The sequence below is a fragment of the Nocardia neocaledoniensis genome (assembly GCF_029868625.1).
In the GTDB taxonomy this organism is placed as follows: Bacteria; Actinomycetota; Actinomycetes; order Mycobacteriales; family Mycobacteriaceae; genus Nocardia; species Nocardia neocaledoniensis_A.
The window spans coordinates 76,405-97,735 of sequence record NZ_JARWOJ010000136.1 but is presented as its reverse complement, the minus strand read 5'-3'; the positions used below and the strand labels follow the sequence as shown (position 1 = coordinate 97,735).

Sequence of the window (21,331 nt, the reverse complement as noted above, 5' to 3'; positions counted from 1 at the left end):
CTTTGGTAAAAAGAGACAGCCTTGCGGGCGCCGCGCGCCGGCGCTATGTCGTGGGGCTGCGCGCGCCCTGGTGGGCCGCGGCCGCCGCGCGTTGGGCGCCCGCGGGGGCGGGGTCGTCGAGGACCTCCGCGATCCCGAGGTGGGCCATCGCCTCCTCGAAGCGGTAGCCGAGTCGCGGTGCCAGCTCGAGGGTTTCGCGATAGAGACGCACCGATTCGTCGGGAAGCCCGGCGAGACGGCAGGTTTCGGCGTAGCCGTTGAGGAAGTGGATCTTCCAGTGCTCCTCGAACAATTCGTCGAGCAGGGCGAACGCTTCCCGGTGGCTGGCCAGCGCCTCGTCGTAGCGGCCCATCTGACGCAGCGCGACGCCCCGGCAGTTCAGGCACCAGGCCTCGTTGTGCTTGTGGCCGTCCGCGCGGGCCAGGGTCAGCGCCTCGGCCAGATGTTCCAGTGCCGCTTCGGGTTCGTCGGCGGCGATGGACACACCAAGCGTGATCCGGGCGGGCAACGACGGCGGCCACGCCGGGTCGGCATGCGGAATGTCGAGGGCCTGCCTGGCCAGCCGGGCGGCCTGCTCGCGCTGACCGAGTTGCAGCATCGCCCACGCCTCGCTCGCGATCGCGTGCGCGGCGCCCATCGGGCAACCGGCGGCGGTGTAGAGCTCGCTCGCGCGGCGGAACAGGGTCAGCGGTTGCTCGACATGCCCCTCGTCCCAGTGGAGTTGGGCGCGGCGCATCGTCAGCTCGGCTTCGGTGAGGGTGTCGCCCGCCGCGCTCACCAGTGGTTCGGCGGCGGCGTAGGCCTCGGCCGCCTCGGCCATGCGGCCCGCGTTGTAGCGGGCGAAACCGAGATCGCTGTGCGCCTCGGCCAGCTGTAGCGGATCACCGAGATGCTGTGCGGCGGAGAGGGATTGCTCGAACAGCGCGTTGAGATGGGTGGTGCCGCAGCGGCGCGCGAAGTAGGCGCGCATGAAGCGCGGCAGTTCGCAGACGTGCACGTCGGCCTGGGCCGCGACCGCCGCGTAGAACGCCGACATCAAGTTCGTGTACTCGGAGACGAACCACAGGAACGCGGTGTTCTTGTCGGCGAAGCGGGGTAGTTCGGCCGGTGGCGATCCGGCCGAGACGGGGCGGCCGGGTGACAGGAACGGCATGGCGGCGTCGGCGGCGGCCGCGGTGTGCACGTAGTAGTCGAGCACGCGCAGCAGCGCCCTGTCCCGCTCGGCCTGCGAGTCCTGGTCGAGGGTGGCGCGGCGGGCGTGCTGGTGCACCAGGTCGTGCAGGCGGTAGCGATCTTCGGCGGGCTGCTGGACGAGGTGCGCGTCGAGCAGTTCCTCGAGCATCACCCGCGCGGTGCGCAGCGGGATGTCGGCCAGCGCGGCCGCCACGTAGTCGGTGAACGACGAACCGGGCAGCAGACCTAGCAACCGGAACAGCCGCCGCTGGTCACGATCGAGCTGACGCACCGACATGCCGAAGGCGGTGTCGAATTCGCTGGGCCCCTCCGCCATGCGCTCCACCAGGATGCCCACCGACCAGCCGGGCCGATGCCGCAGCCGGGCGGCGGCCAGGCGCAGCGCCAGTGGCAGGTGCCCGCACAGCCGCAGCACCTCGGCGGCGGCATCGGGGTCCTTGGCCAGCCGCCCGTCGGGTCCGTCGCCGCTCGCGCGGGCCAGCAGTTCGGCGCTTTCCGTGGCGGAGAGCACGTCGAGGGTCACCGGGGGCACCTCGTCGAGCCCGAGCAGCCTATTGCGGCTGGTGATCAGCGCGACCGAGGCGCCCGCGCCGGGCAACAGGAGCCGCACCTGGTCGGCGTCGACGACATTGTCCAGCACCACAACGGCTTTGAGCTGAGCCAGCTCCGAGCGCCAGCACGCGGCCCGCTGTTCCACGTCCTCGCCCTGCGGGATCTTCTCCGAGGGCACCTGCAACGCGGCCAGCAGCGAGCGCAGCGCGGCATCGGGGTCGAGCGGCTGACGACCGTCGGTGAAGCCGTGCAGGTCGAGGTAGAGCTGGGCATCGGGATAGTCGGCGGCCAGCCGGTGCGCGGCATGCACGGCCAGCGAGGTCTTGCCGACCCCGGCCATCCCGTCGATAGCGACCACGCGGTCGGTGCGCACGGCCGCGAGCACCGCGTCGAGAGCCTCGACCCGACCGGTGAAGTCCGGGATGTCGCGGGGCAGATCGTTGCGCGGGGGTCGCGGCGCGTCGGCGGGCGGGCTGGGCGGCTGCACCTGGCGGCTCGCCTTCGGCGGCGCGGGCAGCGGGTTGGTGGCCCGCTCCCACAGCGGGCGCAGCGGCCGCGGATCGCGTTTGACCAGGCGGCACAGCTCCAGCACCGCCGGCCACGGCGGCACGGTCTGACCACTGAGATACCGCGACAGCGACGACGAGCTGAGCCCGGTGTCGCGGGCGAGCGCGCGCACGCCCCGACCGGACAGCTCCTGGATCATGCGCAGGCGCTCCGCGAGTTCGTCCTGCGGATACGCCCGCTGTTGCACAACCACCGTTCCCACTCCATCGTCCCGGCCCGGTACGACTGATTTCCCACCGACAAGCGGGAGGTCAGGGCCATTTTTCAGTGTCCCACAGTGTCCCACGGGCATCGTGTTTCCGCCTCGCTCGGGCTGTTATCGAGACACACCGCGAACAGCGGAGACGACACGACGAAGGAGAACATCATGCAGTCCCGGATGCAGAACCCCGCCATGGTCCTCACCGACGCCATGGGCCCGATCCAGCAGGTCCTGAAGGCGGTGCAGACCGGCGGCGTCGACGGCGAGATCCTCGAGCTGGTGCACCTGCGGGTCAGCCAGATCAACGGCTGCAGCGCCTGCGTGGACGGCGGCACCAAGACCGCCCGCAAGGCGGGCGTGTCCGAGGAGCGACTGGCGACCGTCGTCGCCTGGCGGGAGACGCCGTACTTCACCGACGAGGAGCGCGCCGCGCTGGAACTGGCCGAGGCGGCCACCCGCATGGCCGACCGTCCCAACGCGGTCACCGACGAGATCTGGGACGCGGCCGCCAGCTACTTCGACGAGCGTCAACTCGCCTCCATCGTGTTGATGATCGGCGTCACCAACATGTTCAACCGCCTCAACGCCACCACCCGCCAGATCGCCGGAGCCTGGGGCTGAGCCCCACCCGCCACACTCGAAAGGACAGTCCGATGGCCGAGAACTCGCACGGGGGTTTCTCCCGATGGATGCAGCACCGGATGAACGCCAGGATGAATCGCAAGATCCGCAACGGCAAGGGCACCTTCATGGGGATGAACGTGCTGATCCTCAATACCGTCGGGCGCCGCAGCGGCGCACCGCGCCAGACCCCGATCTCCTGGTTCCCCGGCGGCGAGGACACCTGGCTGCTGGTTGCCTCCGGCGGCAAGAACGGCGACCCGGATTGGCAGCGCAATCTGCTGGCGCACCCCGACCAGGCCAGCATCGAACTGCCCGGCGAGTCGCCGCGGCGAGTCGTGCCCCAGGTGCTCACCGGCGCGGAACGGGCGAAGGCCTGGGACGCGATCACCGCCGAGCAGCCGCGGTACGGCAAGTACCAGGCCAAGAGCGAGCACGAGTACGCGGTCGTGCGGCTGTCGTCACGATGACCACCGCGACGGTGAGCTGTCCGGGCCGGGCAGCTCACCGCACCGCCGCAGTCGGCTCAGGCGGGCAGCAGCCTGCCGATCACCTCGGCCAGCTGGCGGACATTGCGGCACTCGTGCATCGTGACGACCTCGGTGTAGGCCTCCGCCGCGGAGTCGCCGGTGTTCCACGACCGCGACGGCTCCGGATTGAGCCAGTACACCGCCTTCGCGTGTTCGGAGATCGCTTCCAGCGCGGCGAGATTGGGGTCGGTGCGATTCGTGCGGGCATCGCCGAGGATCAGCACGCAGGTGCGTGGGCCGACCGCGTCGAGATACCGGTCGACGAAACCCTGGAACGCCTCGCCGTAATTGCTGGAGCCGAACCGGGTGACGCCCGCCTCGCGCACGATGTCCTGCGCGAAACCGGGCGCCGGCGGCTCGCCCGGCGTGAAGTAGCCGGTGATCTCGGCGCAGGTGTCGACGAAACCGAAGCTGCGGACCCGGCTGAACTGATCCTGTAGTGCCTGCACCAGCTGCAGGGTGAATTCGGCGAAACCACTGACCGAGCCCGAGACATCCGCCAGTACGACGAGATCGGGACGGCCGTGGCGGCGCGCGCGCAACACCGGATCGATCGGCACGCCACCGGTGCCCATCGAGCGGCGCAACGTCCGGCGCAGATCGATCTGACCGCGAACCGCCTTCTTGCGCCGCACCGCCAGCCGGGTCGCGAGCTTTCGAGCGAGCGGATGCACCAGGCGGCGCATCTCCGCCAGATCCTGCGAGCGGGCGCCGAGGAAATCGACGCTGTCGCCCGCGCTTTCGATACCGCGCCGCGCGATGTTCTCGACACCGCGCAGCTCGGCCGACCGCAGTCTGGCCTCGGCCTGCACGGCGGCACGGAACCGGTCGACGCGTCGACGCGCTTCGATCGTGTGTACCGCGGCGTCGAATTGCCCCGCCCCGCCGAGTGTTTGCGCGACCTCGTCGGAGATCTCGTCAGGGCGCAGGGATTTCATCGTCAGGTACGACGACCAGCCCGCGCCGGACGCCCCGCTCACCCGGCCCGCGGTCTCCCCCGCGCCGCCGTAGGCGCCGAAGGTGTCGAGCGCTTCCCTGGCCAGCTCGGCGTCGTCCTCGCCCGCCACCAGCGCGGCGGTCACCCGCTCGCGCAACGAATCGGGAGCGGCGCCCGGGCGCGGCGCCGGCCTGCCACCGCCGCCGAAGAACAGGTCGAAGAGCTGGTCGAAGACCGAGCGCTGGCCGTTGCGGCGCAGCAGGCAGGCCGCCAGGCCGGAGCGCAGGACGGCGAGGTCGGCCGTGCCGAGAGCCACGATCGCGGCGGCCGCGTCCACGGTTTCGCTGGGGCCCGCGTGGATGCCGTGTTCGCGGAGCAGGCCGACGAAGTCGACCAGCCGGTCCGCAGTGGGCCGTGTCATCTGCTCGGCCGCGGTCGTCATGACATCACCGGGCCCAGACCTCGCCTACGCCCGGCCGGCGCTCGGACGCGCCGCGGAACTCAACGCGGATCATCGGGACCGTCCAGTGCGAGACGCTCGACGGCGAGCCGATGGTCGGACTGGTACTTCAGCAGCACACCCAGCGTCGAACGCACCACGCCCGCCGACAGCGACCGCGTGCCCAGCGCCACCAGTGTCCTGGCCCAGTCCACGGTTTCGGCGATCGACGGCGCCTTGCGCAACGACAGCTGCCGCAGCGCGCTCACCGTCGTCACCACCGGTTCGGCCAGCGCGGCATCCAGCTCGGGTACCTTCAGCCGGACGATCGCCTTCTCCAGTTCGGCCGTCGGATAGTCGATGTGCAGATACAGACAGCGCCGCTTGAGCGCCTCGGACAGCTCCCGGTGCGCGTTGGAGGTGAGCAGCACGAACGGCTTGCGCACCGCGGCGACGGTGCCGAGCTCCGGAATACTCACCTGGTAGTCGCTGAGCACCTCGAGCAGCAGGCCCTCGATCTCCACGTCGGCCTTGTCGAGTTCGTCGATCAGCAGCACCGTCGGCTCGGGGTTGCGGATCGCCGCCAGCAACGGCCGGGCCAGCAGGAACTCCTCGGTGAAGACGTGCTCGCGGGTGTCCTCCCAGCCCTCGCCCGAGGTGGCAGTGATGCGCAGCAGCTGCTTGGCGTGGTTCCACTCGTAGAGCGCCCGCGCCTCGTCGATGCCCTCGTAGCACTGCAGGCGGATCAGCTCGGCCGAGACCGCGGCCGCGACGGCCTTGGCGAGCTCGGTCTTGCCGACACCGGCCGGGCCCTCGATCAGCAGCGGCTTACCGAGCCGGTCGGCCAGGAAGACCGCGGTCGCGATATCGAGGGACGGCAGGTAGCCGGCCGAGGTCAGCCGGTCGGTCACCTGGTCCACCGAGGAAAAGAACTTACTCATCGGTAACCAGTGTAGGTGGGGCCCGCCGACGACAGCGCGCGACGTCGGCCACAGCTCAGTAGGCGTGCGGTGCCGCCGTGACCCGGCCGGAGTCGATCGCCGCCAGCAGCGAGAGCCGGTCGGTGACGGTCTGGTCCGCGTAGGCCAGGCCGAATTCGCCCAACGCGCGGTCGAATCCGTCGCTCTTGCCGAGGTAGGCGGCGATGGCGACGCGGTCACCGGAACGGGCGTGGGCCCGGGCCAGGACCGAACCACACAGCGCGGCGTAGCGGGCGAGTTCGCCGTGGGCCAGGTTCGCGATGTCGGCCGAACCCTTCATATCGCGCAACTGGCGCCAGTAGAAGAACCGCCCGGCCGGACCGGTCGCCCAGCCGAGGAAGACATCGCTGGCCGACTGCATCAGCCGCTGCCCGACCACCACCCGGTGCCCCTGATGGTGATATTTGCTGGGCTTCAGATGCGTCGCGAGTACCGACGCCTCGGCCTCCTTCACCTGCAGGAACAGCGGGCTGCCCGATTCCTTGTCCATGAGCAGGACGATGAAGCACCTGGTGCCGACACTGCCGACGCCGACCACCTTCATCGCCTGATCGACGATCCGGTACCGATCGATCAGTGTGCGCCGCTCGTCGGGCAGACTGCGGCGATAATCGGCGAAGACGTCGTCGATCTCCTTCTCGTCGGCGAGCTCGATCGGGACGAGCAGCGGCGGCTGGTTCTTGATCCGCGGTACCCCGTTCGCGTCCGGTTCGGTGAGTTTGCCAAGTGCCTGCAGGCTGGTCTTGCTCCGCGCCGTGGTGACGGCCCTGTCGAACTTCTTGCGCACCTTGGGTTTCTGGATGAGATCGGCCACCTGGTCGACATCGACGAGCTCGTACCAGACGGTCAGGCTGTCGGTCCCGGCGAGCTGATGCATCGTCTCGCGGTAGCCGCGCGCGGCCGCCTCGACGGCCGAGGCGGCGCGCTCGTCGTCGCAACCGTTGTCGCGGGCGGCCACGGCCACACTGGCGGCGAGGCGTTTGACGTCCCATTCGAACGGACCGGGCAAGGTCTCGTCGAAATCGTTGACGTCGAAGACGAGTTGGCGTTCCGGCGAGGCGTACAGGCCGAAATTGGACAGGTGGGCGTCGCCGCACAGCTGGACGGTCAGACCCGTGTTCGGGCCCTGCGCGAGATCGGCGGCCATGACCGCGGGCGCGCCGCGCAGAAAGGTGAACGGCGACTGGATCATGCGCGCGTACCGGATCGGCACCAGCTCGGGCAGCCGCGTCGCGGCCTGCCGCTCCAGAATCGCGACCGGATCCTCCCGATCCGGTCCCGCTCCCCACTCGCCCAGGCGCGATCGCGAGATCCGCTTGCGCGCCGCCCTCCCCTGCTCGGCCGCCGCGCCCGCGAAGTCCTCCACCGTCTCGTTCGTCATCGAGCAAGTCTCGCGCTACCGGCACCCGACAGCAAGGATCCGCGCCGGACCCGCGGCCGGCGATCGACCGGCGAACGGCCGCGGGGGGCGCCGCGCCCCGGCCCCCCGGCGGGGGCCCCCGCCCCCCCCCGCCCCCCCGCCCCCGCCCACGACTGCGAGAAACTTACGCGGTCTCGGTGATCGGGCGGTCGACCCAGCTCATCAGGCCGCGCAGCTTGGCGCCGGTGACCTCGATCGGGTGCTCGGCGTTCTGCTTGCGCAGACCCTCGAGCTCCTTGTTGCCGCCCTCGACGTTGGCGACGAGGCGCTTGACGAAGGTGCCGTCCTGGATGTCCTTGAGGATCGCCTTCATGCGCTCCTTGGTGTCGGCGTCGATGACGCGCGGACCGGACAGGTAGCCACCGAACTCCGCGGTGTCGGACACCGAGTAGTTCATGCGCGCGATGCCGCCCTCGTACATCAGGTCGACGATCAGCTTGAGCTCGTGCAGGACCTCGAAGTAGGCCATCTCGGGGGCGTAGCCCGCCTCGACCATGACCTCGAAACCGGTCTTGACCAGTTCCTCGGTGCCACCGCAGAGCACGGCCTGCTCACCGAAGAGGTCGGTCTCGGTCTCTTCCTTGAAGGTGGTCTTGATGACGCCGGCGCGGGTGCCGCCGATGCCCTTGGCGTAGGACAGCGCGAGCGCCTGGCCCTCGCCGGTCGGGTCCTGGTCGACGGCGATCAGGGCCGGAACGCCCTTGCCGTCGGCGAACTGACGACGCACCAGGTGGCCGGGGCCCTTCGGGGCGACCATCGCGACGGTCACGTTGGCCGGAGCCTTGATCAGACCGAAGTGGATGTTGAGGCCGTGGCCGAAGAACAGCGCGTCGCCGTCCTTCAGGTTCGGCTCGATGTCGTTGGTGAAGATCGACGCCTGCGCGGTGTCGGGCGCCAGCACCATGATCACGTCGGCCCAGGCCGAGACCTCGGCGGGGGTGCCGACGGTCAGACCGGCCTCTTCGGCCTTCGGGCGAGACTTCGAACCCTCGGCCAGGCCGACGCGGACGTCGACGCCGGAGTCGCGCAGGCTCAGCGAGTGCGCGTGGCCCTGGCTGCCGTAGCCGATCACGGCGACCTTCTTGCCCTGGATGATCGACAGGTCAGCGTCGTCGTCGTAGAACATCTCGACTGCCACTTGGTTGGTCCCTTCTGAATGAATGCGGTTGGGAAAAGTTATCGCGGAGGTTGCTGCGGCCGGTTCAGCGGGTCGCGGTGATGGACTTCGGTCCGCGGCCGACGGCCACGACACCGGACTGCACGATCTCGCGGATGCCGTACGGCTCGACCATGCGCAGCAGGGCATCCAGCTTGGAGCGGGTGCCGGTCGCCTCGATGGTCAGCGCGTCGGGCGAGACGTCGATCACCTTGGCGCGGAACAACTGCACGGCCTCGATCACCTGCGTGCGCACCGAGGCGTCGGCGCGCACCTTCACCAGGATCAGCTCGCGGGCCACCGAGGCGTCGGCGTCCTGCTCCACGATCTTGATGACGTTGATCAGCTTGTTGAGCTGCTTGGTGACCTGCTCGAGCGGCAGATCGTCGACGGTGACGACGATGGTCATGCGCGAGATCTCGGGGATCTCGGTGCCGCCGACGGCCAGCGACTCGATGTTGAAGCCACGGCGCGAGAACAGGCTCGCGACGCGCGCCAGCACGCCCGGCTTGTCCTCGACGAGGACGCTCAGGGTGTGGGTGGTGCTCATGCTTCGCTGCCCTTCTCGAATGCCGCCTGCTCGCGCTCCATCGCCTCGTGGATGACGGCCGGTTCGGCGACCGCCTCGTCCTCGTCGAAGAGCGGGCGGATGCCGCGAGCGAACATGATCTCGTCGTTGCTGGTGCCCGCGGCGACCATCGGCCACACCTGGGCGTCCTTGCCGACGATGAAGTCGATCACGACCGGGCGGTCGTTGATCGCCTGCGCCTGCCGGATCGCGGGCTCGACGTCCTCTTCCTTCTCCACGCGGATGCCGACGCAACCCAGTGCCTCGGCCAGCTTGACGAAGTCGGGGATGCGCAGGGTGTGCGTGCCCAGGTCGGTGTTGGAGTAGCGCTCCTCGTAGAACAGGGTCTGCCACTGGCGGACCATGCCGAGGTTGCCGTTGTTGATCAGCGCGACCTTGATCGGCACGCCCTCGACGGCGCAGGTGGCCAGCTCCTGGTTGGTCATCTGGAAGCAGCCGTCACCGTCGACCGCCCAGACCTCCTTCTCCGGCGCGCCCATCTTGGCGCCCATGGCGGCCGGGACGGCGTAGCCCATGGTGCCGAGGCCACCGGAGTTGAGCCAGGTGCGCGGGTTCTCGTACTTGATGAACTGCGCGGCCCACATCTGGTGCTGGCCGACACCGGCGCAGTACACCGCCTCGGGACCGGCCAGGCGGCCCAGCGCGTCGATGACGAACTCCGGCGACAGCGAACCGTCGGTCGGGGTCTTCCAGCCCAGCGGGTAGTTGTCGCGGATGTCACTGAGGTAGGCCCACCACTCGGTGAGCTTCAGCAGCGGCGCGTCGCCGGACTGCGGATCGGCCTTGAGGGTCTCGATCAGCTCGACGATCACCTCACGCGCGTCGCCCACGATCGGGACGTCGGCGTGGCGGTTCTTGCCGATCTCGGCCGGGTCGATGTCGGCGTGGATGACCCGCGCGTCGGGCGCGAAGGAGTCCAGCTGACCGGTGACGCGGTCGTCGAAGCGGGCACCGAGGGTGATCAGCAGGTCCGACTTCTGCAGGGCCGCGACGGCGCCGACGGTGCCGTGCATGCCGGGCATGCCCATGTTCAGCGTGTGGCTGTCGGGGAACGCGCCACGGGCCATCAGGGTGGTGACGACCGGGATACCGGTCAGCTCGGCGAGCTCGAGCAGCTCGGCCGAGGCGTCGGACTTGATGACGCCGCCACCGACGTAGAGCACCGGCGCCTTGGACTCCAGGATCATCCTGGCGGCCTCGCGCACCTGCTTGCCGTGCGGCTTGGTCACCGGGCGGTAGCCGGGCAGGCGCATCTCCGGCGGCCACGAGAAGGTGGTCTGGGCCTGCAGCGCGTCCTTGGTGATGTCGACCAGGATCGCGCCGGGGCGACCCGAGGCGGCGAGATAGAACGCCTCCGCCAGGATGCGCGGGATGTCGATCGGGTCCTTGACCAGGAAGTTGTGCTTGGTGATCGGCATGGTGATGCCGGAGATGTCGGCTTCCTGGAACGCGTCGGTGCCGACCAGGCTGGAGGCCACCTGACCGGTGATCGCCACGATCGGGACCGAGTCCATCTGCGCGTCGGCCAGCGGGGTCACCAGGTTGGTGGCGCCGGGGCCGGAGGTGGCCATGCACACACCGACCTTGCCCGAGGCCTGCGCGTAGCCGGTCGCCGCGTGACCGGCGCCCTGCTCGTGGCGCACCAGCACGTGGCGGACCTTCTCGGAGTCGAACAGCGGGTCGTAGACGGGAAGGACCGCACCGCCGGGAATGCCGAATACGGTGTCGACGTCGAGCTCTTCGAGGGACCGGACCACCGACTGCGCACCGGTGACGCGCTCGGGCGCGACCTGGCGGCGGGTGGGGTTGGTCGCCGGGCTACCAGCGGAAGGCTGGCTAGCCGAAGGCGCTGACCTGCGGGCCGATGGCCCGGGTCGTGCGGTTGGTGCACTCACCGTCTTCGTTCCTAACTTTGTCGTTCTGACCCCGGACAACACTGGTGTGCCTGAACACGCGGTGCCTTGACATAAAAAATCCCCCGACCAGCACAGGGCTGTTCGAGGGTGGCGCGTCGCAACGCGAGCTGACGTATTCGACTCAGATAGTCAGGCTCAACGCTGGACGCGCCGGCCGATTACGAGCAACTCGTTTCTGATCACGCACACGACGTTATGCGCGCGTGAACCGAAGAGTCAAACAGACTACTCTCTGCATCCCATTATGTGGGACGCGAGTGGTTGCGTGGGTCCGTGTACCAGGATGCGAGGATAGGAGGGTGTCATCACCGCATCAGTCCGTGCCACCGGCTAAATCGTCCCACACCACCGACGCGGGAACCGATACGGGTCGCCCCACGCGGCCCGGCGGTCTGCGCGGCGCCGGACCGGGGCGGCTCGCCGCCATCGGCGCGGTGGTGCTCGCGTACCTGATCTTCGTCGTCGTCGGCACCGTCCAGGGGTGGTCGCTCGGGCTGCGGATCGGGCTGATCGTGCCCGCCGCGGTGATCGTCTGGCTGCTGGTGCCGCGCAAGGCGAGCACGCCGACGCCGGGCGTACACGTGATCGGCGTGCCCCGGCTGGCCTACATCGGCGTGCTGGTGCTGGCGTTCTGCGTGTTCTTCCCGTTCGTCGGCTGGCCGGTCGGGCTGTGGTGGCTGCTGCTGTTCCCGGTGATCGCCATCTTCTGGGTCGCCAGGACGCACACCACGATCTCCGACGCCGGGCTCGACCTGAGTTCGATGGTCGGCACGAAGCACCTGGACTGGGCTCAGGTCAAGGGCATCAGCATTCCGAAGCGCGGGTACGTGCGCGCCCGCCTGTCCGACGACTCCGAGGTGAAGCTGCCCGCCGTCGGCTACGACCGGCTGCGTGAGCTCATCGACGCCTCGGGCGGCCGTCTGCCCGACGTGTTCGCCGCCGCCGAGCGGGCCGAGGCCGAGCGCGTCGAAGCCGAGCGCGCCGAGGCCGAGGCGAAGGCCGAGGACGAGCAGGACTGAGCGTCGGCTCGGTCACTGTGGGAATCGGCGCCGTGCCGCGCGTGGTTCAACCGGTAAGCTGACGGCACCCGGGCACCCCGCGCCGACGGCACCACCGCGGCGACACCCTCCGGAGCGACACTCCCGCCTCGAGCCCGGTTTCCCTTGCCCTGCACGCCCCACCGGCGCGACGCGACCACCGCCCGCCGGAGTAACGTGCAAGGCTGCCGGACGCATCGCGCACTCGCACTGTGCGGCGCAGGTCAGCCCCCTGCGCGCACGCTTGGACGCACCCAGCGACACTACGAGGACTCCCCCATGCCACCGCTTCGCTCACGCACCACCACCATCGGCCGCAATGCCGCGGGCGCCCGTTCCCTCTGGCGCGCCACCGGAATGACCGACTCCGATTTCGGTAAGCCGATCGTCGCGATCGCGAACTCCTACACCCAGTTCGTGCCGGGCCACGTGCACCTCAAGAACATGGGCGACATCGTCGCCGAGGCCGTGCGCGCCGCGGGCGGCGTCCCGCGCGAGTTCCACACCATCGCCGTCGACGACGGTATCGCCATGGGTCACGGCGGCATGCTGTACTCGCTGCCCTCGCGCGAGATCATCGCCGACTCGGTCGAGTACATGGCCAACGCGCACACCGCCGACGCGCTGGTCTGCATCTCCAACTGCGACAAGATCACTCCCGGCATGCTGAACGCCGCCATGCGGCTCAACATCCCGGCCGTGTTCGTCTCCGGCGGCCCGATGGAAGCGGGCAAGGCCGTGGTCGTCGACGGCGTCGCGCACGCGCCGCTCGACCTGGTCAGCGCGATCTCGGCGAGCGCGAACCAGGCCGTGTCCGAGGAGGGTCTCGACGAGGTCGAGCGCTCGGCGTGCCCGACCTGTGGTTCGTGTTCGGGCATGTTCACCGCCAACTCGATGAACTGCCTGACCGAGGCGCTCGGTCTCGCCCTGCCCGGCAACGGTTCCACCCTGGCCACGCACGCGGCGCGGCGCGCGCTGTTCGAGCGGGCGGGCACCGTCATCGTCGACATCGCCACCCGCTGGTACCGCGACGACGACGCCTCGGTGCTGCCCCGCAATGTCGCCAACGCCAAGGCCTTCCGCAACGCGATGGCCCTCGACGTCGCCATGGGCGGTTCCACCAACACCGTGCTGCACACCCTCGCCGCCGCGCAGGAGGGCGAGATCGACTTCGATCTGGCCACCATCGACGAGATCAGCCGCCGGGTGCCGTGCCTGTCGAAGGTGTCGCCCAACTCGGACTACCACATGGAAGACGTGCACCGCGCCGGTGGCATCCCCGCCATCCTCGGTGAGCTGCGCCGCGCCGGTCTGCTCGAGATGGACGTGACCACCGTCCACACCGCCGACTACGCGGAATTCCTCGACACCTGGGACATCCGCTCGGGCAAGGCTTCCGACGAGGCGATCGAGCTGTTCCACGCCGCGCCGGGTGGCGTGCGCACCGTCGAGCCGTTCTCCACCAGCAACCGCTGGTCCTCGCTGGACACCGACGCCGCGGGTGGCTGCATCCGCGACCTCGAACACGCCTACACCGTCGAGGGCGGGCTGTGCGTGCTGCGCGGCAACATCGCGCCCGACGGCGCGATCCTCAAGACCGCGGGCATCGACGAGGACCTGTTCACCTTCGAGGGCCCGGCCGTGGTGGTCGAGTCGCAGGAGGAGGCGGTGTCGATGATCCTGGGCAAGAAGATCAAGGCCGGTGACGTGATCGTCGTCCGCTACGAGGGCCCCTCGGGCGGTCCCGGCATGCAGGAGATGCTGCACCCCACCGCGTTCCTCAAGGGCGCCGGGCTGGGCAAGGTGTGCGCGCTGATCACCGACGGCCGCTTCTCCGGCGGCACCTCGGGCCTCTCGATCGGGCACATCTCCCCCGAGGCCGCCCAGGGTGGCGTGATCGGGCTGATCGAGAACGGCGACCGCATCCGCGTCGACGTGCACACCCGCGCGCTCGAGGTGCTGGTGTCCGACGAGGTGCTCGCCGAGCGCCGCGCGAAGATGGAGGCCTCCGAGCGTCCGTGGCAGCCACTGAACCGCGACCGCCCGGTGACCACCGCGCTGCGCGCCTACGCCGCGCTCGCCACGTCGGCCGACAAGGGCGCGGTCCGCCAGGTGCCGTAACCCGTCGACCGAACAGCGCGAACGGCGTCCCTCGACTGCGCGGGACGCCGTTCGTCTGGGTGGATCAGAAGGGGCCGATGCCCGTCAACGGGTTGCCGCCGTGGAGGAACCAGTAGGCGGCGATCGCCGCGGCGACGGCCAGCAGGATCACGGTGAAGGAACCGTAGGCAGGGCGGGTCGCCCAGCCGCGGCCTCGGTCGAAGGACCAGCGGCCCGGACCGGTGAGGATGATCGTCGCCGCCGCGCCGACCAGGATGGTGTCGATCTCGACGCCGGTGGGAGTGGCGGCGTTGTACTGGAAGCCGGGGACCATGCCCTGCTTCCACATCCACGCGGTGAGAATCGTCGCCAGCACCGCGCCCGCGGCGAGCGGGGTGGCCAGGCCGAGGACCAGCAGGATGCCGCCGCCAAGTTCGCCCGCGATGACCAGTGCCGCCGACAGCGTCGGGTAATCCCAGCCGCCGCTTTCCATCATCGTCTTGGTGCCGTCGAGGCCGGGGCCGTGGAACCAGCCGGTCAGCTTCTGCAGGCCGTGGTAGATGAAGGTGTAGCCGACGACCAGGCGCAGCACGAACAGACCGAGGTCGAGGGTGCCGCGGCGGGCTTCGCGATTGCGGCGCTGCAGTCGCACCGAGCCCGCCGAGGCGGCGGCCGCGGGCGGGATCGACGCGTAGCCGTAGCCGCCGTCGTCGTCCGCGTCACCCGCGAGGGGTACCTCGTCGCCGGGGTCGAGGCCGAGGTCCTCGTCGGTGCGTGGAATGTCCTTGTGCAGGTCCGGTTTCGGCATCTGCGTGGTCGGCGAGTCGTACGGGCTGGTCACCGGCTGGCCCGCCGACGACGCGGCGGGTCCGGGCTGCGACGACCCGTCGGCGTCGGGTGTGTCATTCGGCTTCACGCTCACCGACTCACCATAGGACGTGCCGCCGCCCAGTGCTGCTCTTCCCCGGATCAGGCGTGTCCGGCCCGCTGGACTGCCGGTAACGTCTGTGCCATGAGTTCGGTTTTCGCGGGACGCGTGGTAGTCGGATTGACGCTGGGCGCTGTACTGGTCGCCGGGTGCGCCCGGTTCGACGAGTCGGCGTCGAGTCCGTTCACCACCGAACCGTCGCTGGGTGGGTCCGACGCCCAGCCGAAGAAGCCGGAGGACTCACCCTCGCAGGTGCCGCGCCCGACCGGGCCGTGCATCGACCCCGATCCGAATGTGATCGCCACCTGTCTGGATTCCGGCGGCGGGCTGATCCCGCTCGGCGACGGCGCGCTCGTCGCCGAGCGCAGGACGGGGCGCATCCTACAGGTCACCCCGGTCGACGCGAGCACGCCGCAGCCGGAGCCGGTGGAGGTCGCCAGCGTGGCGGTCGACGCGTCCGGCGACGGCGGCATCTCCGACATCGCGCTCTCGCCCACCTTCGGCGAGGACGGGCTGATGTACGCCTACATCACCACCGGCAGCGACAACCGGGTCGTCCGGCTGTCGAAGAACGGCGGCGCGCCCAAGGAGATCCTCACCGGAATTCCCAAGGGCGCCACCGGCAATCGCGGCGCCATCGAGTGGGCGACCCCGACCCAGCTGATGGTGCTCACCGGCGATGCCGGAAACCCCGGCGCCGCAGCCGATCCCGGCTCGCTCGGCGGCAAACTGCTTCGGCTGGAGTCGCCTTCGTCGGGCACCAACACCCCGCAGGTGGTGGCCTCCGGCATCGGCACGGCGGGCGACATCTGCCGCGACGGCAAGAACGGCATGTGGGTCACCGACCGCACCGCCGCCGAGGACCGGCTCCAGCATCTGGGCACCGACGGCGCGCTGACCGTCGCCTGGACCTGGCCCGATCGGCCCGGTGTCGGCGGCTGCACGGCCACCGGCGACGGCGTCGCGGTCGCCCTGAGCGAGGGCAAGGCCCTGGCCGCGGTCGGCGCCGATGCCAACACCTTCGCCGTGACGACCGCGCCCACCCTGATCGCCCAGGACAAGTACGGCAAGCTGCTCGGCGCCACGGCGGGCGCCGACGGCAGCGTCTGGGTGACCACGATCAACAAGACCGACGGCGAGCCCGGCGAATTCGACGACCGCGTCGTGCGCATTCCGCCCCCGCAGGGCGGGGCGGGCGGCCCGGACTAGAAACGATCGCCCCCACCGGAAACCCGGTGGGGGCGATTCTCTGCACACCTACGCGCAAGCGGCGAGGACCAGTTCGCGAACCTTGGCGGCATCGGCCTGGCCGCGGGTGGCCTTCATGACGTCGCCGACGATCTTGCCCGCCGCCTGGACCTTGCCGGAACGGATCTTCTCGGCGATGTCGGGGTTGGCGGCCAGCGCCTTGTCGACCTCGGCCTGCAGGGCCGAGTCGTCGCTGACCATGCCGAGGCCCTTGGCCTCGACGATGGCGGCAGGCTCGCCCTCGCCCGCGAGGACGAAGTCGACGACCTGCTTGGCGACCTTGTTGTTGACCGTCTTCGCCTCGACCAGCCCGATCACCGCGGCCACCTGGGCCGGCGTGATCGGCAGGTCGGCGAGGGCGACTTCGCGCTCCTTGGCCTTCTCGGTCAGGTAGGCGACCCACCAGGAGCGGGCCTCGTTGGCCGGGGCGCCCGCCTCGACGGTGGCGATGATCAGGTCGAGCGCGCCCGCGTTGACCAGGTCGCGCATCACCTCGTCGGACAGTCCCCACTCGGCCTGGATGCGCGCGCGGACCAGCCACGGGTACTCGGGGATGGTGGCGCGCAGCTCGTCGACCCAGTCGGCGGCCGGGGCGACGGGCTCGAGGTCCGGCTCGGGGAAGTAGCGGTAGTCCTCGGCGGTCTCCTTGCGGCGGCCCGCGGAGGTGGACCCGTCGGCCTCGTTGAAGTGGCGGGTCTCCTGCACGATCTCGCCGCCCGCGGTGAGCACGGCCGCCTGCCTGCGCATCTCGTAGCGCACGGCCACCTCGACGCTCTTGAGCGAGTTCACGTTCTTGGTCTCGGTGCGGGTGCCGAACTCCTCGGCGCCCACCGGCATCAGCGACACATTGGCGTCACAGCGCAGCGAGCCCTGCTCCATCTTCACATCGGAGACGTTCAGCGAACGCAGCACCTCGCGCAGCGCGGTGACATAGGCGCGGGCCACCTCGGGCGCGCGCTCACCGGCGCCGGTGATCGGCTTGGTGACGATCTCGATCAGCGGCACCCCGGCGCGGTTGAAGTCGAGCAGCGAGTGGCTGGCGCCGTGGATGCGTCCGGTCGCGCCGCCCACGTGCAGCGACTTGCCGGTGTCCTCCTCCATGTGCGCGCGCTCGATCTCCACCCGGAAGGTGGACCCGTCGTCGAGCACGACGTCGAGGTAGCCCTCGGTCGCGATGGGCTCGTCGTACTGGCTGATCTGGTAGTTCTTCGGCTGATCGGGGTAGAAGTAGTTCTTGCGCGCGAAGCGCCCCCACGGGGTGATGGAACAGTTCAGCGCGAGGCCGATCCGGATGGCCGACTCCACGGCCTTCTCGTTGACGACCGGCAGCGAGCCGGGCAGGCCGAGGCACACCGGGCACACCTGGGTATTGGGTTCGGCGCCGAATTCGGTGGGGCAACCGCAGAACATCTTGGTCGCCGTGGACAACTCGACGTGGACCTCCATGCCGAGCACCGGCTCGTACCGGGAGATGACATCGGCGTAATCCATCAACTCGACCGTGGGTGCACTCATGGTTGTCAGTCTATGTAAGCCCTACCGGACCGGGATGTGCTGGGTGAGCCAGTCGGTGACGTAGGTGAGCACGGCCGGGTCGATGGTGGTCTCGATGGTGGCGTATTCGCTGGGCTTGCCGGTCCGGGTGGGCTGCATCAGGTGGTTGACATCGGGGAAGGTGTGCACGGTCGGGTCGGGGGCGCCCGCCAGATTCGCGCGCATCGGTCCCTCGTTCTGGGACGCGGGGACCTGCAGGTCCTTGTCGCCGAAGAAGGCGAGCACCGGGATCCGCAATGCCGCCAGCGCCGGTTTCGGGTCGTAGGTGACGAACGAGGTCATGTACGGGGTGCTGAAGGAGTCGATGGCTTCCTGCGGTGCGCGCTTGTCCTCGGGCTGGGACTGGTTGTGCTGCTCGGCGTAGGCCTTCGCGCCCGCGGTGTCACCGGCGCGCAGCAGGCCGGTCCAGCGGGTGAGGTAGTCGATCTGCGCGTCGATGTCGGGCTGGGGCGCGCCCTCGGCGGCCATGATGATCTTGTTCTGCTCGATCAGCACGTCACCGCCCACGACGGACGGCCCGGCCATCAGCACGGTGAAGGCCACCCCGCTGTCCGGGCGCGCGGCAACCAGCGGCGCGAGGTACCCGCCCTCGCTGTGCCCGAACAGGCCCACCTTCGCCGGGTCGATCTCGGGCCTGGCGCGCAGGAAGGCCACCCCGGCGGCGGCATCGTCGGCGAGGTCGTCGTAGGTGGACTGGTCGAGGTTTCCGGTGCTCCCGCCGACTCCCCGGTCGTCGACGCGCAACACCGCGTAGCCGGCCCGGGTGAACGTGTCGGCCAGCAGCAGGAACGGGCGGTGACCCATCAGGTCCTCGTCGCGGTTCTGCGGGCCGCTGCCGGTGATCAGCAGCATCGCCGGAAACGGGCCGGCCCCTTCGGGTTCGGTGAGGGTGCCCGCCAGGGTGACATCACCGCTGGGGTAGGTGACGTCCTCGCTGCGATACGGGTACGGCGGCGCCGGATCCTGCGGCCTGCTCGTTCCGGCGACCGGGCCGCGGGTGAACACCAGCGGCGCGCTCTGGCCGGACTGCACCCACTCGCCGGTGAGCTGCTCGCCCTCGAGCTTGCCGTGGAACTTCGGATCGCCCGGCACGTCGGGCATGGTGAACTCGACGCGATCCGGCTCGGTGCGTACGTCTTTCAACGGCGCGGCCCGGACACCCTGGACCGGGATGTCGATGGTGGCCGAACCGTCCGCGGCGAAACTCACCCCGATCGAGACGGCCTGCCCGCCCGCGGCGAGGTCACCGTGCCACGGCCCGAGGACCGACGGACCGGACGGCTCGTCCGAGGACTCCGAGCAGCCCGCCACCAACGCGGCGACAACGAACAGAACCGTGACGATCACTCGACCGGGGCGCATACCGCCACGGTACCGACGCGCACCGACATCTCAGCCGAAGAAGGCCTGCGCCTCGCTGAGTCGTTCGGCGGGCACCCGCTTGAGCTGCTTGGTGGCCTCCGAGAGCGGCACCAGGCCGATGGCCGTGCCGTGCAGGGCGACCATCTGCCCGAAGTGTCCCGCGTGCACGGCTTCCGCCGCGTGCACGCCGAACCGGGTGGCCAGGATGCGGTCGTAGGGTGTCGGGCTGCCACCGCGCTGCACGTGGCCGAGCACCGTGGTGCGGACCTCCTTGCCGATGCGGCGTTCGATCTCGGACCCGAGCTGCTGGGCGACGCCGGTGAAGCGTTCGTGCCCGAACTCGTCGATACCGCCCTCACGCAGCGCGAACCCGGAATCGGGTGCGGGATGGGCGCCTTCGGCGACCACGCAGATGAAGTGCTTGTCCCCGCGCTGGAAACGGCTCTTGATCATGGCGCACACCTGGGCGACGTCGAAGGGTTCCTCGGGCACCAGGGTCAGGTGGGCGCCCGCGGCGATGCCGGAGTTCAGCGCGATCCAGCCGGCGTGGCGGCCCATCACCTCGACGAGCATCACGCGCTGATGCGATTCGGCGGTGGTGTGCAGGCGGTCGATGGCCTCGGTGGCGATCGAGAGGGCGGTGTCGTGGCCGAAGGTGACGTCGGTGCAGTCGATGTCGTTGTCGATGGTCTTGGGCACGCCGACCACCGGAACGCCCTCGTCGGAAAGCCAGCTCGCCGCCGTCAGCGTGCCCTCGCCGCCGATCGGGATGAGCGCGTCGATGCCGTTGTCGTCGAGCGTCTGCTGGATGCGGCCGAGCCCGGCGCGCAGGACATCGGGATTGGTGCGCGCGGTGCCGAGCATGGTGCCGCCCTTGGCCAGCAGCCGGTCGGTGCGGTCGTCGTTGTGGATGCGGATCTTGCGATCCTCGAGTAGGCCGCGCCAGCCGTCCTCGAAGCCGACGATCGCGTCGCCGTAGCGGCCGTTCGCGGTCCGGACCACCGCCCGGATCACCGCGTTCAGCCCTGGACAGTCTCCGCCTCCGGTCAAGACTCCGATGCGCATGGCGTTCATCTTGCCGCACCGGCGGCCGTCAGGCGCAGTGACCTCCGGCCAGTTCGTCCAGGTGGCCCGAGACCAGGGTCGCCATCTTGTCGAGCATGGTCATGCCGTCGTTGAACGAGCCCGAATCCGGTTGCGCGGCGAAGGCGATCGCGATCCGGCCCGAGGGCGAGTCGATGAGCCCGAACTGGCGGACCAGGTACTTGCCCGAGGGGTCCGGGCCCCAGCCGCCCTTGAATTCGGCGCTGGTGAAGGCCCCGAGTCCCCACCGGTGGCTCGGCACGATCTGCTGCATCAGCCCGACCACGCGCTGGCTCTGCGGCAGGCAGGGCAGCCGCGAGGCGAAGCGAACCTGGTCGGCCAGCGTCCACTCGGCCTGTCCGTAGATCGAGGCGTCAGCGCGGGTGCGCTGGGTGGGCACGGTGGTCTTCGTGTCGCCGCCCTCGCGCAGCACACCCTGCACGGCCGCGGCCGCGTCGGCGCCGGAACCCAACGATTGCCACAGCGTGTCGGCGGCGCCGTTGTCGGAGGCGGTGATGGCCGAGCTCGCGGTCGCGTTGTAGGCCGCGTTGTTGCGCAGCGCGGCGATGGCCAGCGGGACCTTGATCGTCGACCAGGCGGGTCCGGAGGTCCAGCTTCCGAAGGTGACCATCTTCTCGCCCCCGACCGGCATGATCGCCAGGCCGACGCTGCCGCGGAAACCCTGCTGCAGGGTGGCGAAATCGGCGGCCAGGCTGCCGGGCAGTGCGATCGAGAAGCTTCCGGCGCCCCCGCCCGGATCGACCGCGGCGCTCGTCCTGGTGGGCTGGGTCGGCGCGGGCTTCGGATCGTCGCCACAGCTCGCGGTGAGCAGGGCGACCGTCCCCAGCAGCGCGGCGAGCGCGGTCCGGACCGGACGCCGATCTTTCGTCATCATGTGAAGCATCTTCGTTTCTAG

17 protein-coding genes are annotated in these 21,331 nt (G+C 69.9%); 5 read left to right on the top strand and 12 right to left on the bottom strand.

Translation table 11 applies throughout. From position 1 onward, the window contains the following. Positions 1 to 43: 43 nt before the first annotated feature. Positions 44 to 2,506, bottom strand: coding sequence for a tetratricopeptide repeat protein (locus QH270_RS10310; RefSeq protein ID WP_280340435.1), 2,463 nt, complete (start codon positions 2,504 to 2,506; stop codon positions 44 to 46). Between the two features lie 174 nt (positions 2,507 to 2,680). Here QH270_RS10310 and QH270_RS10305 point away from each other — a divergent pair, with 174 nt between their 5' ends. Together QH270_RS10305 and QH270_RS10300 are read left to right on the top strand one after the other, a co-directional pair. Further along, a complete protein-coding gene (locus QH270_RS10305) occupies positions 2,681 to 3,136 on the top strand; it encodes a carboxymuconolactone decarboxylase family protein (RefSeq protein ID WP_280340434.1) in 456 nt (151 codons plus the stop codon). A 32-nt stretch (positions 3,137 to 3,168) separates the two neighbouring features. Next, positions 3,169 to 3,606, top strand: coding sequence for a nitroreductase family deazaflavin-dependent oxidoreductase (locus QH270_RS10300; RefSeq protein WP_280340432.1), 438 nt, complete (start codon positions 3,169 to 3,171; stop codon positions 3,604 to 3,606). Positions 3,607 to 3,662: 56 nt separating this feature from the next. On the opposite strand, the gene QH270_RS10295 is transcribed toward QH270_RS10300, so the two are convergent. The 6 genes from QH270_RS10295 to QH270_RS10270 all read right to left on the bottom strand — a co-directional run bounded on the left by QH270_RS10295 (position 3,663) and on the right by QH270_RS10270 (position 11,082). Further along, positions 3,663 to 5,045: a vWA domain-containing protein gene (locus tag QH270_RS10295; RefSeq protein ID WP_280340431.1), complete on the bottom strand. Its 1,383-nt coding sequence runs from the start codon at positions 5,043 to 5,045 to the stop codon at positions 3,663 to 3,665. Positions 5,046 to 5,104: 59 nt separating this feature from the next. Next, positions 5,105 to 5,983, bottom strand: a complete 879-nt coding sequence (locus QH270_RS10290) for an AAA family ATPase (RefSeq protein ID WP_280340429.1) — start codon at positions 5,981 to 5,983, stop codon at positions 5,105 to 5,107. A 55-nt stretch (positions 5,984 to 6,038) separates the two neighbouring features. After that, positions 6,039 to 7,403 (bottom strand): DUF2252 domain-containing protein, encoded by a 1,365-nt coding sequence (locus QH270_RS10285; RefSeq protein WP_280340428.1) that lies wholly within the window; start codon positions 7,401 to 7,403, stop codon positions 6,039 to 6,041. Positions 7,404 to 7,566: 163 nt separating this feature from the next. Then, complete coding sequence (gene ilvC / locus QH270_RS10280) at positions 7,567 to 8,568, bottom strand: ketol-acid reductoisomerase (RefSeq protein WP_280340439.1); 1,002 nt, start codon at positions 8,566 to 8,568, stop codon at positions 7,567 to 7,569. A gap of 76 nt (positions 8,569 to 8,644) precedes the next feature. Then, positions 8,645 to 9,148, bottom strand: a complete 504-nt coding sequence (gene ilvN / locus QH270_RS10275; RefSeq protein ID WP_019048314.1) for an acetolactate synthase small subunit — start codon at positions 9,146 to 9,148, stop codon at positions 8,645 to 8,647. Further along, a complete protein-coding gene (locus tag QH270_RS10270) occupies positions 9,145 to 11,082 on the bottom strand; it encodes an acetolactate synthase large subunit (protein ID WP_280340427.1) in 1,938 nt (645 codons plus the stop codon). The genes ilvN and QH270_RS10270 overlap by 4 nt, the downstream gene beginning before the upstream one ends. 320 nt (positions 11,083 to 11,402) lie before the next feature. On the opposite strand from QH270_RS10270, the gene QH270_RS10265 reads away from it, so the two are divergent. Continuing rightward, positions 11,403 to 12,122 carry a PH domain-containing protein gene (locus tag QH270_RS10265; protein WP_280340425.1) on the top strand — a complete coding sequence of 240 codons (720 nt, stop codon included), beginning with the start codon at positions 11,403 to 11,405 and terminating at the stop codon, positions 12,120 to 12,122. A 297-nt stretch (positions 12,123 to 12,419) separates the two neighbouring features. Next, complete coding sequence (ilvD, locus tag QH270_RS10260; protein WP_280340423.1) at positions 12,420 to 14,261, top strand: dihydroxy-acid dehydratase; 1,842 nt, start codon at positions 12,420 to 12,422, stop codon at positions 14,259 to 14,261. Between the two features lie 64 nt (positions 14,262 to 14,325). Here the strand turns inward: ilvD and QH270_RS10255 are convergent, their stop codons facing one another. Further along, the gene (locus QH270_RS10255; RefSeq protein ID WP_280340422.1) at positions 14,326 to 15,162 is read right to left on the bottom strand and encodes a DoxX family protein; all 837 of its coding nucleotides are present in this window, start codon (positions 15,160 to 15,162) and stop codon (positions 14,326 to 14,328) included. Between the two features lie 90 nt (positions 15,163 to 15,252). On the opposite strand from QH270_RS10255, the gene QH270_RS10250 reads away from it, so the two are divergent. Continuing rightward, entirely contained in the window at positions 15,253 to 16,377 is a 1,125-nt protein-coding gene (locus QH270_RS10250) for a PQQ-dependent sugar dehydrogenase (protein WP_280340420.1), read from the top strand. A 48-nt stretch (positions 16,378 to 16,425) separates the two neighbouring features. Here the strand turns inward: QH270_RS10250 and gatB are convergent, their stop codons facing one another. The 4 genes from gatB to QH270_RS10230 are packed head-to-tail and all read right to left on the bottom strand — an operon-like array spanning position 16,426 to position 21,310. Beyond that, the gene (gatB, locus tag QH270_RS10245) at positions 16,426 to 17,931 is read right to left on the bottom strand and encodes an Asp-tRNA(Asn)/Glu-tRNA(Gln) amidotransferase subunit GatB (protein WP_280340418.1); all 1,506 of its coding nucleotides are present in this window, start codon (positions 17,929 to 17,931) and stop codon (positions 16,426 to 16,428) included. 21 nt (positions 17,932 to 17,952) lie between these two features. Then, complete coding sequence (locus QH270_RS10240) at positions 17,953 to 19,332, bottom strand: alpha/beta hydrolase family protein (protein ID WP_280340417.1); 1,380 nt, start codon at positions 19,330 to 19,332, stop codon at positions 17,953 to 17,955. A 30-nt stretch (positions 19,333 to 19,362) separates the two neighbouring features. Then, positions 19,363 to 20,397: an ATP-dependent 6-phosphofructokinase gene (locus tag QH270_RS10235; RefSeq protein ID WP_233000009.1), complete on the bottom strand. Its 1,035-nt coding sequence runs from the start codon at positions 20,395 to 20,397 to the stop codon at positions 19,363 to 19,365. Positions 20,398 to 20,425: 28 nt separating this feature from the next. After that, positions 20,426 to 21,310: a hypothetical protein gene (locus QH270_RS10230; protein ID WP_280340416.1), complete on the bottom strand. Its 885-nt coding sequence runs from the start codon at positions 21,308 to 21,310 to the stop codon at positions 20,426 to 20,428. Between the last annotated feature and the right edge of the window lie 21 nt (positions 21,311 to 21,331).